Consider the following 13,444-nt stretch of genomic DNA (forward strand, 5'->3'; position numbering starts at 1 on the left):
GCACCGGGCGCGTGGGGTTCTCCCCATGCGCCCGGTCCGTTCTACGTTCTACGGCGGGCCGCATTCGTCTCCTGTACGACGGCCCACGCGTCGGCGACCGGTCCGACGTGCCGGAGCTTGTCCGGGTTCACGACCGCGCGGATCTCCTGGATCTGCCCGTCGGCGATGTCGAGCGTCCACGTGTTGACCACTCTGCCGTCGCTGTCGCGGAAGACCGCTCCCGGCTGACCGTTCACCAACTGCGGCTCCACGACGCCGCCGATCTGCGCGAACGGCCCGGCCAGCGCAGCCAGCAGTCCTGCCACGTTGCGGGCGCCGGCAACGACACCTCGGCCCCACTGCGGCGCCTTGCCGCCCGCGTCGCCGACCAGCTGCACGTCCGCGGCCAGGAATTCCATCAAGTTGCCGACAGCACCCTCTTTGAACGCCTCGAAGAACCGCACTGCCAGCTCCTCCCGCTCTCGCTGGTCAGCTGCGAACCTCGGCCGTCCCGCATCCATGTGCCGACGGGCACGGACCACCAGTTGACGGCACGCCGCCTCCGAGCGTCCCAAGGCCGAGGCCACCTCCGCGAAGCCGAACCCGAACACCTCCCGCAGCACGAAGGCCGCCCTCTCCAGCGGGGACAACCGCTCCAGCAGGAGCAGCGCGGCCATCGACACCGAGTCAGCCAGCTCAGCCGCCCGCTCCGGGTCCTCGTACGGGTCGGACAGCAACGGCTCCGGGAGCCACGGCCCGACGTACTCCTCCCGCCGGCGACGAGCAGACCGCAGTACGTCGACAGAGATGCGGGTGACGACCGCGGACAGGAAGGCCTTCGGTGACACCGGCTCCGTTCGCGACCCGGCGTACCGGAGCCACGTGTCCTGTACGGCGTCCTCTGCCTCGCTGACGCTGCCGAGGATCCGGTAGGCGATCGAGAACAGCAGCGGTCGCAGCTCCTCGAACTCCTCGTCGCGCGTGCGCATCACGCCAGCTCTGCCTTGAAGCCCTGCCGCCACGACGGGTACTGCAGCTCCCAGCCGAGCTCCCGCTTCGCCTTGGCGTTGGAGAAGCCGCGTCCCTCGGTCATCATCACCACAGCCTGGTCCCCCGCCAGCCGCCGCGCCAGCCACACCGGCACGCGCAGCGGCCGCTTCGCACCCGCGCACTCCGCCAGGTACGGCAGCCAGTCGCTGGCCGGCGCCGGGTCGTCGTCGACGATGTTGAACACACCAGTGACCTTCTGTTCGACAGCCAGCACGGTAGCGCTAGCAGCGTCATCGAGATGCACCCAGGAACTGTAGCCAGTCCCGCGGCCCACCAGCGGGTACTGGCGTTTGCGCACCAGCTCCACCTGGTCGTCGATGGCGCCCGGCCCGTAGAAGGCGCCGTACCTCATCACAGCCCCGCCGATCCTCAGCACCAGGTCCTCGATGCGGCTGAGTGCCTTGAGGCCGACGTACGCCGCTGTTCCCTCCAGGAGATCCAGCGGGTCCTCCTCGGTCTTGACCCAGCCGCCCCCGCGGATGCCGTTCCAGCTCGCGTAGCCCTGCGCAACGAAGTGCGGGACGCCTACTGCCTCGGCTGCGGCCAGCAGGTGGTCAGTGCCCTCGGTACGCAGTCTGTTCGTCTTCGCGAACCAGCGGTCCGGATGCTTGATGTCCGGCTTCCCCGCGTGCGTCATCGAGATCGCGGTCATCTGATGCACGATCACGTCCGGCCTCGCCAGCGCGACCGCCTCGCCGACCGCGGCCCCGTCCAGCCCGTCCATCACCACACCTTCAGCACCTGCCGCCGCGATCAGCTCCAGCTTCGCCGCACTCGTCGTACTAGCCGTCACCTGATGCCCACGAGCCACCAACTGCGGCACCAGCCGCCGCCCGAGCACACCGCTTCCACCTGCCACGAACACCCGCATCTTCAACACGCTCCTCGTTCGGCTTCGCTCCCGAGACGAGACAGCACCGCCGCCTGTGACATGACAACGGCGCAGAACTGTCGCAGGGCGTCGGTACCGTGAAGGGCATGTTGACGACGCTGGCGGTGGAGAACTACCGGTCGCTGCGGCGGGTGGTCATGCCGTTGCGTGGTCTGAATGTCGTGACCGGCGCGAACGGGACGGGGAAGTCGAGTCTCTACCGGGCTCTTCGGTTGCTGGCTGATGCTTCGCGCAACGGTGCGGTGGCGGCGCTGGCTCGGGAGGGCGGTCTGCAGTCGACGCTGTGGGCGGGACCTGAGCATGTCCGGAAGGACCGGCCCACGCAAGGCACCCGGAGGACCGGTCCGGTGACGTTGCGGATGGGGTTCGCGGGGGACGACTACGGCTATCTGATGGATCTCGGGCTGCCGATCCCGAACGGATCGGAGTTCGATCTGGATCCGGAGATCAAGCGGGAAGCCTTGTGGGCGGGGCCGTTCCTGCGGCCGGCGGCGTTGCTGGTCGAGCGCACCAACCACGAGGTGCGGATCCGTACGGCGAGTGGCGAATGGCAGCGGGGCGGGCACCAGCTGCAGACGTTCGACAGCATGCTGAGCGAGTTCGCGGACCCGGAGCGCGCGCCCGAACTGCTCCTGGTGCGGGAACGCCTGCGGGGCTGGCGGTTCTACGACCACTTCCGCACCGACGCGACAGCGCCCGCTCGCCGAGTTCAGGTCGGTACGCGCACCCCCGTACTCTCCGCGGACGGCGCGGACGTGGCTGCGGCCCTGCAGACGGTGCGGGAGCTAGGTCCTCGAGGAGCTTTGGACGAGGCGATCGAGCTCGCGTTCCCCGGCAGCCGCGTCCAGATCACCAACACCGCAGGGCGTTTCGAGATCGCCTTTCACCAGCACGGGTTGCTGCGTCCGCTCTCCGGCGCCGAGCTTTCCGACGGCACCCTCAGATATCTCCTGTGGGTCGCCGCTTTGCTCACGCCGAGACCACCCGAACTCCTCGTCCTCAACGAGCCCGAGACGAGCCTGCACCCCGATCTCCTCCCGGCGCTGGCCAACCTGGTGATCACCGCGGCGAAGGAGACCCAGGTCATCGTCGTCACCCACTCCCGCCCGTTCATCGCGTCGATCGAGGCCCTCTCCCCCGACCTCTCGACGATCGAACTCGTGAAGGAGAAAGGCGCGACCACCATCACCGGCCAAGGCCCCTTGGACGAGCCGCCGTGGAAATGGCCGACCCGCTAGGGCTTGTCGTCGGGAGGCTTGACGCTCTCGAAGCGGACGAGGATCACGGATCCGGCCGCGGACAGGACGAAGCCGGCGATCGCGGCCGGCCACCATCCGGCGCGTACGGCGTCGTCGAGGACGAACACGCCGACCGCGGCCGGGGTGATGGTCTGCAACGCGATCATCGGCGTGGTGGCCAGCGTCACCGAACCACGCTGCAGGGCCAACGAGTAGAGGATGAACGCGAGCGCTCCGCTGATCGGCAGCGTGTACAGCGTTGGGCTCCGGACGAGTTCGCTCATCGACCCGTCCTGCAACAAGCGCGCCGAGATCGCAACCCCGGCGTACCCGAGTCCTGCGAGCATCCCGAGCAGCGCCGTGGAGACACCGTGCTGCGAACGACTGGCAACGGCACCGAGTACGGCGATGACGACGAGTCCCACGATGATGCCGATCGTGAGGCCGTGATGCTGCGCGCTGGCGCCCGCATCGCCCGCCGCCACCGCGAGCAGACCGAGCCCGACGCAGACACCGATCACCGCGGACCACTCGAGCGTACTCAGCTTGTCCGACATCAACCGGGTCGCGAGCAACGCGGTCACGACCAGACTGACCGCGATCCCCGCCTGCGCCAGATACAACGGCAGCAACCGCAGCGCGACGAAGTGCAGCCCGAAACCAGCCAGGTTCAGCGCCAGCGCACCAAGGAACGCCGGTTGCCTGAGCAGCGCGACCACGAACCCACCGAGCCGCCGTGGATCCAGCTCCGACTCGGTCGGCACCTTCCGCGAACCGACGGCCTGCAGGATCGCCCCGACACCGAACAGCACCGCGGCGCCGAGCGCCGCGCCGAGACCGAGAACCACTACGAAACGATCCTACGGCGCCAGGTGAGGTAGAGGCTGAGGCCGCCGTAGTAGACGAGGTAGGCCAGCGAGATCGCGACCACGATCGCGTTCGGGTTCGGCATCTGCGCGAGCAGTACGGCGTACGACGCGAGCCAGATCGCGGTCGTCAACAGGTTGAGTGAGCGGAATGCCCTCGTGCGCGACGGGTACACGTACTTCACCGGGATGAAGACGAGCACCGAGCAGACCACCAGGATGATGCCGGTGCTGACCGGGCTGAGGCCGAGCACCACCACATAGAACGCAACTACGTTCCAGTAGCTCGGGAAGCCGAGGAAGAAGTGGTCCTCGGTCTTCGCGTCGACCCGGCAGAACTGATAGCTGGACGCAAGCAGCGGCAGTGCACCGAGGACCGCACCCCAACTCCCGGACGGGAGATAGCCACCGGTCCACAGCAGCACGATCGGCGCGAACGCGTACGTCAGGTAGTCGACGATGTTGTCCAGCATCGCGCCGTCGAACCACGGGATGGTCTCCTTCACCCGCAGCCGGCGTGCGAGCATCCCGTCGGTTCCGTCGATCACCAGGGCCGCCAGCCCGAGCCAGAGCGCCCGGACGGCGTCGCCGTCGATAGCGGCGATCACGATCAGCAACGCGAGCACCGTTCCGCTCGCGGTATAGGCATGCAGTGCAAGTCCGGCCAGACGCAGCCGCGTCGACCCGACGAACGGTTCCCGCACCGCGTCGTGTGTGGTCAGGACAACTCCCAGAACTCAGGCGACGCAGCGCGTCGGGCCGGGTCGAGGTGGACCCAGCCTCCGCCAGCGTCTCACAAGCCTGGTCCCGCCCCAGTGACCGACCGTCATCTCCCGCAGATCTTTGCAAGGACCAGAGGTCCGCGGGACCTCTGGGTCAGTCACGGGGCCCGGGGAACTACGTGACGGGGTCGAGCACGAAGAGCGGGATCTTCCGGGTGGTCTTCGTCTGGTACTCGGCGTACGGCGGGTAGGCGGCGACGGCCCGCTGCCACCACTCGTCGTACTCCTCGCCCTCGATCTCGCGGGCCACGTACTCCTTGGTGGTCTCGCCGTCCTGCAGGGTGAGCTTCGGGTCGGCCTTCAAGTTGTAGTACCAGACGGGGTTCTTGGGAGCGCCGCCCAGCGAGGCGACCGCGGCGTACACGCCGTCGTGCTCGACGCGCATCAGCGGGACCTTCCGGATCTTGCCGGACTTGGCGCCGCGCATGGTCAGCAGCACCACCTTCATACCCATGATGTCGACCGCTTCGGTGGTCCCGGCCGCGGCGACCTTCTCGACCTGGTCCCGCACCCAGCCGGTGGGGCTCGGAGCGTAGTCGTCATTGTTCGATGTCATGTCACCAATGATAATGGTGACACATCAACATCGACACCTCCCGGCGTGGTCAGAGTGTCGGGGCCACGGCGGTCAGGGCAGTGAGGGCGTTGTCCCAGGCCTGCGCGGACCGGTCGGGGTTCTGTTCGTCGTCCAGGCGGTCGAAGCCCGATTCGACGACCAGCAGGCGGGTGCCTTCGGCTTCCGGGGTGAGGGTGAACTCGACCAGGTTCGCGTTACCCGGCGCCGGTTCCACTCCGGGATCGACGGCGTACCGGTAGGCGAACCGCCGGCCCGGCTCGACCTTCTCCACGAATCCGAAGAACTCCCCGTGCTCGTCCCACCGCATCACCAGCCGCCCGCCCGGCCGCAGGTCGATCTCCGCGCCGCCGAACGCGTACCACCGGGCGAACACCTCGGGCTGCGTCACGGCGGCCCATACCGTCTCCGGCCGGGCCTCGACGTACACCTCACGCTCAACGCTGTCCATGCCGACCATCCTGCCCCTCAAACGGCGCACGACTTGAGTTGCGTCGCGGTCGCGATGGTCGCCTCGACCCACCGGCGGCGCAGGAAGTGCGCCTTCAGGAGCCGGTGTACGCCGTCCAGCACGACCAGCCGGCCGCGGTAGGCGACCAGGTTGATCGGGAAGTCGAGATCCGCGTCCATCACCCGCTGGTAGTGCGCGCGGAAGTTCATCGGCGTCTCCGCGACCTGATGCGGCGTGACCTTGAACCGCTCACCCTCGAGCTGCCACAGCGGCAGGTCGAACATCCAGACCAGGTCCGCGATCTCCACCGGCTCGACCTTCAGATCGAGCTCCCAGAGCTTCGCGAGTTGCCAGCGGTACGGCGGGAACACCTCCCGCAACGCCTCCGGCATCATCGCGACCAGTTCCTCGAACGAGACGTCCGGCGCCGCCCGATCCGCGCGAGCGCCGAAGGTGTCGCCCAGCCCATCGATCGTCACGACGGAGCAGGCTACGCCATCGGCAGGGCGACGACGACCACGTTGCTGAGATAGACCTCGCCGTTCCAGTCCTCGCACGTCACGAGAACGAGCCGGCCGCGAACGCTCTGGTCGAACAACTGCGCGGCACGCTTCGCCAGCGTGGCCTTCCGGTACGTCGTCACAGTGGCAACCCGGTACGGCAACTGGCCACGAGCCGTCGACACCCGCACAACGGATCCGGGCACCAACTTGCCGAGGTTGTCGAACGCGCCGCCACCGTTGTGAACCGTGTGGCCGGTGATGACCGCGGAACCGCGCTTGCTCCCGGGCTGCGCTCCTCCGGACCACCAGCCGACCGTGGATGCGTCGGAAGGCGGGGTCAACGCGGCATGTACGGCGTCGATCGCCACGACCGGTGCGACAACGCCCAACTGCGGGATGTCGATGCGCGTGGGCCTTCCGGCACGTGCTGTCGACGTACGGCCGGCCGACGACTTCGGAACGACCGCAGGCCTGCCCAAGGCCGCTGCTGACGGCGACGCGGATGTCGCCGACGGGGTCGCCCCGGCTTGCTGGTTACCACCGAACTGCAGGTAGGCGCCGACCCCGAGTACGCCGACACCCACGAGCGCGACCACCCCACTCCACCGAAGTGGAGCAGGGCGGCCGCGTCGACGGGCAGAGGTCATACCGAGTCCTACAAGGTCCGGCTAGGCGCTGTGCGTCCCGCGTCGACGGAGCGACACGATTCCGGCCCCGGCCAGCATCGCACCGCCGGCCGCGAGCAGCAGACCACCCGCGAGACCGAACGGACTGTTGCTGTCAGCAACCGAGTTGGAGCCCGGTCCGGCCGCACCGGCGTCGACCTCGGTCGGCACACCGGCCGTCGGGGTGTCACTCGGTACGTCGGAGGCCGGCGTCGACTCGGTGACCGTCGGGGGCGTGTCCGACGGGCTGGTCGAAGTACCGGGCGACGTCGGCGTCGTGGACGGCTTCTCCGACGGGCTCACCGGCGGAGTGTCCGTCGTCGTGGGCGGAGTGGTCGGCGGAGTGTCCGTCGTGGTCGGCGGAGTCGTCGGCGGAGTGTCCGTGGTCGTCGGAGGCGTCGTCGGCGGCGTGGTGGGCGGAGTGTCCGTCGACGTCGGCGGGGTGGTCGGCGGCGTGGTCGGCGGCGTGGTGTCGCAACCCTCGACCCAGAACACCTTGTGCTTCTTGTCGGCGCCGATCGAGCCGGGCGCGTTCACGGTGAGCTTCACGTGATAGCCCTGTTTCGGGTGCGGCTCACCGGTGAACTTCAGCGTGTAGACCTCGCGCGCGTCCAGGTCGGTGCCGCCGCCGGCCGCGTCCTCGCCGATGAACGGGTTGAGGTTGCCGGAGACAACCTGCAGTCCGGCGTCGGCCGTCGGGGCCTGGTCCTCGAAGGTCACCTTGGCCTTGTACGAGTCGTCCTTGTCGTAGTTGTAGAACTCGACGGTGAACGTGCAGCCCTGGTGCGGGTTGTTGTCCGGCGGGCCGCTCTGGATGTCGGCGCCTTCGATCTTCACCGTGCCGTTGTTGCCCGGCGGGTTGCCTTTCTGGCCGCCGGTCGCGACGGTCTGGCCGGTGTGGCCGGTCTGGTCGGCGTTGGCGGAGGGCGCGACGAGCAGTGCCGTTGCGCCGAGAAGCAGGGAAAGTGCTCCGGCGCCGGCAAAGATGCCGGCGGCCCTGGAGCGAACGCCCGTGTGGGTCATATCCGTCCTCGTACGAGAGTGCAGGGGGTAAGCCTAGAGAAGTATTTCGGTTCCGTTACAGCAGTCAAGGTCGTTCGGTAACGATTGGCGTCGTGTCCGTGCGGTTGTCCACAGGCCTTCGCGATGAAGCCTGTGGACAACCGCGCGGTCGATCGTTGTGACTGCCGGGCGTGATTCGGCTTACCTGGCGTGGCGGCCGTGGCGGCGGAGGGATGCGATCGCCCCACCCGCGAGGAGCATGCCTCCGAGCGTCATCAGAATGCCGCCGGTTTCGCTGGGCCGGCTGTCGTTGGTTGCCGCGACCGCGTGGGTCGGCGGACCGGGCAGACCGGCATCCACGGCAGTCGGCAGGCCGGAGGTCGTCGAACTCGTGCGGTGCGTCGAACTCGTCGACGGCGCACTCGAACGCGATGTGGTCGGCGGCGCGCTACTCGGCACCGTGCTCGACGGAGGCACTGTCGTAGACGTGGTCGGCGGCGTCGTCGGAGGTGTAGTCGGCGGCGTGGTGGGCGGTGTCGTCGGCGGCGTCGTCGGAGGTGTAGTGGGCGGTGTCGTCGGCGGCGTGGTCGGCGGCGTGGTCGGCGGCGTGGTGGGTGGGGTGTCGCAACCCTTGACCCAGAAGACCTTGTGTTTGGTGTCGTTGCCCTGCGAGCCAGGGGCGTGCACGGTCACCTTGACGTGATAGCCCTGGACAGGATGCGGCTCGCCGGTGAACTTCAGCGTGTAGACCTGCCGAGCGTCGAGATCGTTGCCGCCACCCGCCGGATCACCGCCGATGAACGGCGTGAGGTCACCGGACACGACCTGCAGCCCGCCGTCGGCCGTCGGCGCCTGGTCCTGGAAGATCACCTGCGCGTTGTACGGCCCTTGGTCGAAGTTGTAGAACTCGACGGTGAACGAACATCCCTGGTGCGGGTTGTTCTCCGGCGGCTTGTCGCCGACCTCCACCCCGTCGATCTTGATGGTCCCGTTGTTCCCCGGCGGCGCGGCCATCGCCGCACCGGCCGGCCCGAAGACCTCGTCCGGCCGGACCAGCATCGCACCGGCACCGATCAGAATCGTGAGCGCTCCAGCGGCCGCCACAATTGCGGCAGCCTGAGCGCGAACCCCCATGGTGAGCATCCCCAGTCCCCTGTTCTACCTGCGGTCACAGCCGGGCAGACTTCTCATCTGCAGTATGACCCTCTCGTTGCCCAAGTCAACAAAACCGGGGAATGACAACGAGAGACTTGGTTGCCTCAGGCATGGGCTGTGCGGTGGATGATGACGATCGCCGAGTCGTCTCCCGGTCCGCCGGCCGAGGCGACCAACTTGTCGGCCGCCCCAACGAACCCCTGTCCGACCAGCCGTTCCGCGAACCCGGTCAGCCGGTCCGTGCCGCGACCGATGTCCTGCCGCGGCGTTTCGACCATCCCGTCGCTGTAGAGGAACAACGCGTCCCCGAACCGCAGCAGCCCGTGGTTCACCTCGAACTCCGGCGCCTCCACCAGACCGAGCAGTGGACCGTCCGCGTCCCGCGTCTGCCACCGCCCCGACCACGCGTCGAACTGGATCGCCGGCGGATGACCGGCCGTCCGTACGTCGAAGTCGCCGGTCCGCAGGTCCACGACGACATGCACCACGGTCGCGAAGTCGTCGTCCCAGTCCTGGCGCCGCAGATACCGGTTCGCCGACGGCAGGAACTCCTCGACGGGTACGACTCCCAGCAGACCGCCGAACGCACCCGACAGCAGCAGCGCGCGCGTCCCCGCGTCGATTCCCTTGCCGGAGACATCGACCAGCGCCACCTCGAGCAGGTCGTCGTGCATCGTCGACACCACGAAGTCGCCGGAGAACGTCGACCCGCCGGCGGACTGGATCGCGACCTCGACCCGCCAGCCCGGCGGCAACGGCGGGATCTCCCCCTGCGCGGTGAGCGTGTCCCGCAACTCCATCAGCATCGACTCGCTCCGGGTGCCGGCGACGCCCAGCCGGCTGCGCACCTTGGCGCTGGTGATCATGATCCAGCCGACGATCAGGAGCACCAGCAGGAAACCGATCCGGGGCATCGTCAGTCCCCGCGACAGGACGACGTACGCACCGAACGCCGTCGTGATCCCGGTCAGCGCCACCAGTTCGCCGAACCGCAGCAGAACGCCGCCGACCACCAGCGGGACGATCAGGAAGGACTCCGGGACGACGGTCGTCCACATCCCGCTCGCGACGGAGACGACCAGCTGCACCAGCACGAGGGCGACGAACGCCACCCGGTGAGAACGGCGGGCACGACGGCCCAGCGCCTCGACCCGGCGGCCGATGCGTCGTGCCAGCACAAGACCGCCGCGCTTCCTCATGGTGTGAAGAACATAACGGTACCGATCGGTCCGCGCATCAATTCGCAACACAACCGATGGCTTTCAGCTCTTGCGAGTGAGTCCGGTTCGCTGGCATCTGGGACACCAGAACAAGTTACGGCCCGCGAGGATCTTCGTCCGGATCACCGACTGGCAGACGTAGCACCGTTGCCCTTGGCGCCGGTACACGTACACCTCACCGCCGTGGTCGTCCCGGCGCGGGTCACGGCCCATCGCCTCCGGGGTGTGGTCGTCGGCAACGGTGTCGATCCGGCCGGTCTCCACGCCGTACTTCATGAGCGCGAGCAGGTCGTCCCACATGCCCTGCCACTCGCGCTTCTTCACCACGTTCCCGGGGGTCATCGGGTTCAGCTTCGCCCGGAACAGCACCTCGGCGCGGTACACGTTGCCGACACCGCTCAGCACGTCCTGGTTCATCAGCAGCTGACCGATCGGCAGCTTGCTACGGTGGATGCGGTTCCATGCCAGGTCCGGATCCGCGTCGTCGCGCAGCGGGTCCGGACCGAGCCGCCCGAGCAGCTTGTCGCGCTCCTCGTCGGTGATCACCTCACACACGGTCGCGCCGCGCAGATCGGCGTACGACGTGGCGTTCTGCAGCCTGAGCCGGACCTGGCCGACGGGTTCCGGCACCGGCGCCGGACGGATGTCCATCTTGCCGATCAGCCCGAGATGGATGTGCAGCCAGCCCGCCCCCTCGAAGTCGGCGAGGAAGTGCTTCCCATGGGCCTCGGTCTGACGCAGCAGGTGCCCGTCGAGCAGCGCGGCGCCCTCGGCGAACCGGCCCTGCGGACTCGACGTCCGTACTGGACGGCCGCCGAACGCATCCCAGACGTCGTTCGCCAGCCGATGCAGCGTATGACCTTCAGGCATGATTCCTCTTATGGGGACGACAGGTGGTTCCAAGGCACCCACTCCGGCCGTGGTCGGCACCGGCCGGAGTATGCGGGCTCGTGACGTGTCGCGGCCCCGTCAGCCCGTCGTACGGCGGCCGGTGCTGCCCAAGACCGACGCGGACGAGCAGGACGATCAGGGCAACGGCGGGAGCTCGCCGGTCGACTCGTAACCGGACAGCATCTCGATCCGGCGGGTGTGCCGCTCCTCGCCGGAGTAGTCGGTCGCCAGGAACGTCTCGACGAACCCGGTGGCCTCCTTCTCGGAGTGCATCCGGGCGCCGACGCTGATGACATTGGCGTTGTTGTGCTCGCGGCCGAGGCGTGCGGTGTCGGTGCTCCAGGCCAGCACTGCCCGGACCCCCTTCACCTTGTTCGCGGCGATCTGCTCGCCGTTGCCCGAGCCACCGACCACGATGCCCAGACTGCCCGGCTCGTCGACCACCGCCTGTCCGGTGCGCAGGCAGTACGGCGGGTAGTCGTCGACGGCGTCGTACACGGCAGGACCGTGGTCCACGACGTCGTGCCCGGCAGCGGTCAGGTGCTGCACCAGGTGGTTCTTCAGTTCGAAGCCGGCATGGTCGGAGCCGATGTGCACTCGCATGGCCCGCAATCTACTTGTCGGCCGTCGGCACGCGTACGCCGCCCGGCACCGTCAGGCCCGCGGTCAGCTGCGTCACAGCGGCATAGGCCTTGTCGTACGGCGTACCGCTCGGGTGCAACGTGAACACCGCGACAATGCTCCGGTCGTCCGCTCCGACCGTCCCGGTCGTATGCAGTGCGTCGTTGACCAGGTCCACCACTGACTGCGGCTTCTCCTTGTCGGACCGGTAGCCGCTGGACCCGTGGAACCCGGACCAGCCCTGTTTGATGCTGTAGCCCGTCTCGAAGACCGATGCGATCCCGAAGTACTGGTCGAAGCCGTCGGTGCCGTGGCGGGTCGCCTGGTGCAGCTGTCCCATCACGTACTCGCGCACGGGCACCGGAGCCTCCTCCAGCAGATAGCGGTAGATCCGGACGGTGTCAGCGGCCGTGATCGCGACGTACCCCCAGAAGCCCGGGTGACTGGCCGGCGGCCCGGCCGTGTGCGTCAGACCGAGCCGCTCGACCATGCGCTCGACAATGGCCGCGCCGCCGAGCTGCTCCCAGTAGTAGCTCGCCGCGTCGTCGTCACTGCTCCGCAGCATGACGCCGAGCCGCTCCTGGTCCGCGGGCGGTACGTGGTACTCCGGACCGCGGACCCAGAGGAAGTCCAGCGCGATCAGCAGCTTCACCACCGACGCCGACCGGAACTGCCGGTCGGCGTCCTGCTGGTGGACGAACTGCCCTGCCTCGCGATCGAACACGGCGATGCCGGCGGTCAGGGTCTGGGGCAAGGTCATCTGAAACCTACTCACAACTGGACGGATTCCTGAGTGAGCAACTTTCACCGGCCGGGCGGCTCCAGTTCAACCCCTGAACCGTCAGTCGAAGATCGGGCCGCGGTCCCGGGTGCGCTTGATCTCGAAGAAGCCCTCGGTGCCGGCCACCAGGCGAACGCCGTCCCAGAGCTTGCCGGCCGCCTCGCCCTTGGGCGCCGGGGTCACCACCGGGCCGAAGAACGCGGTGCCTTCCACCGAGATCACCGGCGTACCGACCTCCATACCGACCTGGTCCATGCCGGCGTGGTGCGACTTCTTCAGCGCGTCGTCATAGCGGTCGGTGTCGGCCGCCTCGATCAGCGACGCCGGCAGCCCGACCTCGGCGAGTGCTTCCTTCACCACGTCACCCTTGCCGTCGCCGACGCCGCGGCCGTCGACGTGGATGCGGGTGCCGAGTGCGGTGTAGAGCGGCAGCAGGACGTCGTTGCCGTGCGCCTGCTCGGCGGCGATCAGTACCCGGACCGGGCCCCACAGGTTGCGCAGGTTGGCCTTGTACTTCTCGTCGAGCTCGTCGCGACCGTCGTTCAGCACGGCGAGGCTCATCACGTGCCAGGTCGTCTTCACATCCCGGACCTGCTCGACCTCGAGCATCCAGCGGGACGTCATCCAGGCCCAGGGGCAGGCCGGGTCGAACCAGAAATCTGCAGAGGCAGTCATATTCACCATCATACAAAGTTGAAGGAACGGTTATACCGACTCGGTATCCAATACCCCATGTCGGGGGGAAACCCGCATCCAAGCCGTCAGCCAGGTGCA

At 68.2% G+C, this 13,444-nt stretch carries 17 protein-coding genes; 2 read left to right on the forward strand and 15 right to left on the reverse strand.

Going from position 1 to position 13,444, the window contains the following annotated elements:
* Positions 1-41: 41 nt before the first annotated feature.
* Complete coding sequence (locus tag EV647_RS08175; RefSeq protein WP_134000598.1) at positions 42-968, reverse strand: RNA polymerase sigma-70 factor; 927 nt, start codon at positions 966-968, stop codon at positions 42-44.
* A complete protein-coding gene (locus EV647_RS08180; RefSeq protein ID WP_134000600.1) occupies positions 968-1,900 on the reverse strand; it encodes an NAD(P)-dependent oxidoreductase in 933 nt (310 codons plus the stop codon). The genes EV647_RS08175 and EV647_RS08180 overlap by 1 nt, the downstream gene beginning before the upstream one ends.
* A gap of 107 nt (positions 1,901-2,007) precedes the next feature.
* On the opposite strand from EV647_RS08180, the gene EV647_RS08185 reads away from it, so the two are divergent.
* Positions 2,008-3,159 carry an AAA family ATPase gene (locus EV647_RS08185; RefSeq protein ID WP_134000602.1) on the forward strand — a complete coding sequence of 384 codons (1,152 nt, stop codon included), beginning with the start codon at positions 2,008-2,010 and terminating at the stop codon, positions 3,157-3,159.
* Here EV647_RS08185 and EV647_RS08190 read toward each other — a convergent pair.
* The 10 genes from EV647_RS08190 to EV647_RS08235 all read right to left on the reverse strand — a co-directional run bounded on the left by EV647_RS08190 (position 3,156) and on the right by EV647_RS08235 (position 11,247).
* Entirely contained in the window at positions 3,156-4,007 is an 852-nt protein-coding gene (locus tag EV647_RS08190; RefSeq protein ID WP_134000604.1) for a hypothetical protein, read from the reverse strand. The two genes, EV647_RS08185 and EV647_RS08190, sit on opposite strands and share 4 nt — an antisense overlap.
* On the reverse strand, positions 4,007-4,729 hold the full coding sequence (locus EV647_RS08195; RefSeq protein ID WP_134000606.1) for a phosphatidylcholine/phosphatidylserine synthase: 723 nt from the start codon (positions 4,727-4,729) through the stop codon (positions 4,007-4,009). Before EV647_RS08195 ends, EV647_RS08190 begins: the two co-directional genes overlap by 1 nt.
* Before the next feature lie 193 nt (positions 4,730-4,922).
* Positions 4,923-5,363: a nitroreductase family deazaflavin-dependent oxidoreductase gene (locus EV647_RS08200; RefSeq protein WP_134000608.1), complete on the reverse strand. Its 441-nt coding sequence runs from the start codon at positions 5,361-5,363 to the stop codon at positions 4,923-4,925.
* Between the two features lie 49 nt (positions 5,364-5,412).
* On the reverse strand, positions 5,413-5,832 hold the full coding sequence (locus EV647_RS08205; protein WP_134000610.1) for an SRPBCC domain-containing protein: 420 nt from the start codon (positions 5,830-5,832) through the stop codon (positions 5,413-5,415).
* Between the two features lie 17 nt (positions 5,833-5,849).
* Positions 5,850-6,311, reverse strand: coding sequence for a hypothetical protein (locus EV647_RS08210; protein ID WP_238177093.1), 462 nt, complete (start codon positions 6,309-6,311; stop codon positions 5,850-5,852).
* An 11-nt stretch (positions 6,312-6,322) separates the two neighbouring features.
* Positions 6,323-6,931 (reverse strand): class F sortase, encoded by a 609-nt coding sequence (locus EV647_RS08215; RefSeq protein WP_238175215.1) that lies wholly within the window; start codon positions 6,929-6,931, stop codon positions 6,323-6,325.
* Between the two features lie 72 nt (positions 6,932-7,003).
* A complete protein-coding gene (locus EV647_RS08220; RefSeq protein ID WP_134000614.1) occupies positions 7,004-8,023 on the reverse strand; it encodes a hypothetical protein in 1,020 nt (339 codons plus the stop codon).
* A gap of 180 nt (positions 8,024-8,203) precedes the next feature.
* Positions 8,204-9,136 (reverse strand): hypothetical protein, encoded by a 933-nt coding sequence (locus EV647_RS08225; protein WP_238177094.1) that lies wholly within the window; start codon positions 9,134-9,136, stop codon positions 8,204-8,206.
* 125 nt (positions 9,137-9,261) lie between these two features.
* Entirely contained in the window at positions 9,262-10,356 is a 1,095-nt protein-coding gene (locus tag EV647_RS08230) for a PP2C family protein-serine/threonine phosphatase (protein WP_134000618.1), read from the reverse strand.
* Between the two features lie 63 nt (positions 10,357-10,419).
* The gene (locus EV647_RS08235) at positions 10,420-11,247 is read right to left on the reverse strand and encodes an Fpg/Nei family DNA glycosylase (RefSeq protein WP_134000620.1); all 828 of its coding nucleotides are present in this window, start codon (positions 11,245-11,247) and stop codon (positions 10,420-10,422) included.
* Between the two features lie 10 nt (positions 11,248-11,257).
* Between EV647_RS08235 and EV647_RS08240 the strand changes: the two genes are divergently transcribed.
* Positions 11,258-11,440, forward strand: coding sequence for a hypothetical protein (locus EV647_RS08240; RefSeq protein WP_134000622.1), 183 nt, complete (start codon positions 11,258-11,260; stop codon positions 11,438-11,440).
* Here EV647_RS08240 and EV647_RS08245 read toward each other — a convergent pair.
* From EV647_RS08245 to EV647_RS08255, 3 genes are all read right to left on the reverse strand, one after another.
* Positions 11,404-11,871 carry a ribose-5-phosphate isomerase gene (locus tag EV647_RS08245; RefSeq protein WP_134000625.1) on the reverse strand — a complete coding sequence of 156 codons (468 nt, stop codon included), beginning with the start codon at positions 11,869-11,871 and terminating at the stop codon, positions 11,404-11,406. The two genes, EV647_RS08240 and EV647_RS08245, sit on opposite strands and share 37 nt — an antisense overlap.
* 10 nt (positions 11,872-11,881) lie before the next feature.
* Positions 11,882-12,649, reverse strand: coding sequence for a hypothetical protein (locus EV647_RS08250; RefSeq protein ID WP_134000627.1), 768 nt, complete (start codon positions 12,647-12,649; stop codon positions 11,882-11,884).
* 81 nt (positions 12,650-12,730) lie between these two features.
* Entirely contained in the window at positions 12,731-13,345 is a 615-nt protein-coding gene (locus EV647_RS08255) for a DsbA family protein (protein WP_134000629.1), read from the reverse strand.
* Positions 13,346-13,444 lie beyond the last annotated feature (99 nt).

It is taken from the genome of Kribbella sp. VKM Ac-2566 (assembly GCF_004366005.1).
In the GTDB taxonomy this organism is placed as follows: Bacteria; Actinomycetota; Actinomycetes; order Propionibacteriales; family Kribbellaceae; genus Kribbella; species Kribbella pratensis.

Bases quoted from the DNA above. Each gene is read 5' to 3' on its own strand.
- EV647_RS08175 (WP_134000598.1), bottom strand. From the start codon at position 968: ATGCGCACGCGCGACGAGGAGTTCGAGGAGCTGCGACCGCTGCTGTTC.
- EV647_RS08180 (WP_134000600.1), bottom strand. From the start codon at position 1,900: ATGCGGGTGTTCGTGGCAGGTGGAAGCGGTGTGCTCGGGCGGCGGCTG.
- EV647_RS08185 (WP_134000602.1), top strand. From the start codon at position 2,008: ATGTTGACGACGCTGGCGGTGGAGAACTACCGGTCGCTGCGGCGGGTG.
- EV647_RS08200 (WP_134000608.1), bottom strand. From the start codon at position 5,363: ATGACATCGAACAATGACGACTACGCTCCGAGCCCCACCGGCTGGGTG.
- EV647_RS08205 (WP_134000610.1), bottom strand. From the start codon at position 5,832: ATGGACAGCGTTGAGCGTGAGGTGTACGTCGAGGCCCGGCCGGAGACG.
- EV647_RS08220 (WP_134000614.1), bottom strand. From the start codon at position 8,023: ATGACCCACACGGGCGTTCGCTCCAGGGCCGCCGGCATCTTTGCCGGC.
- EV647_RS08225 (WP_238177094.1), bottom strand. From the start codon at position 9,136: ATGGGGGTTCGCGCTCAGGCTGCCGCAATTGTGGCGGCCGCTGGAGCG.
- EV647_RS08230 (WP_134000618.1), bottom strand. From the start codon at position 10,356: ATGAGGAAGCGCGGCGGTCTTGTGCTGGCACGACGCATCGGCCGCCGG.
- EV647_RS08235 (WP_134000620.1), bottom strand. From the start codon at position 11,247: ATGCCTGAAGGTCATACGCTGCATCGGCTGGCGAACGACGTCTGGGAT.
- EV647_RS08240 (WP_134000622.1), top strand. From the start codon at position 11,258: ATGGGGACGACAGGTGGTTCCAAGGCACCCACTCCGGCCGTGGTCGGC.
- EV647_RS08245 (WP_134000625.1), bottom strand. From the start codon at position 11,871: ATGCGAGTGCACATCGGCTCCGACCATGCCGGCTTCGAACTGAAGAAC.
- EV647_RS08250 (WP_134000627.1), bottom strand. From the start codon at position 12,649: ATGACCTTGCCCCAGACCCTGACCGCCGGCATCGCCGTGTTCGATCGC.
- EV647_RS08255 (WP_134000629.1), bottom strand. From the start codon at position 13,345: ATGACTGCCTCTGCAGATTTCTGGTTCGACCCGGCCTGCCCCTGGGCC.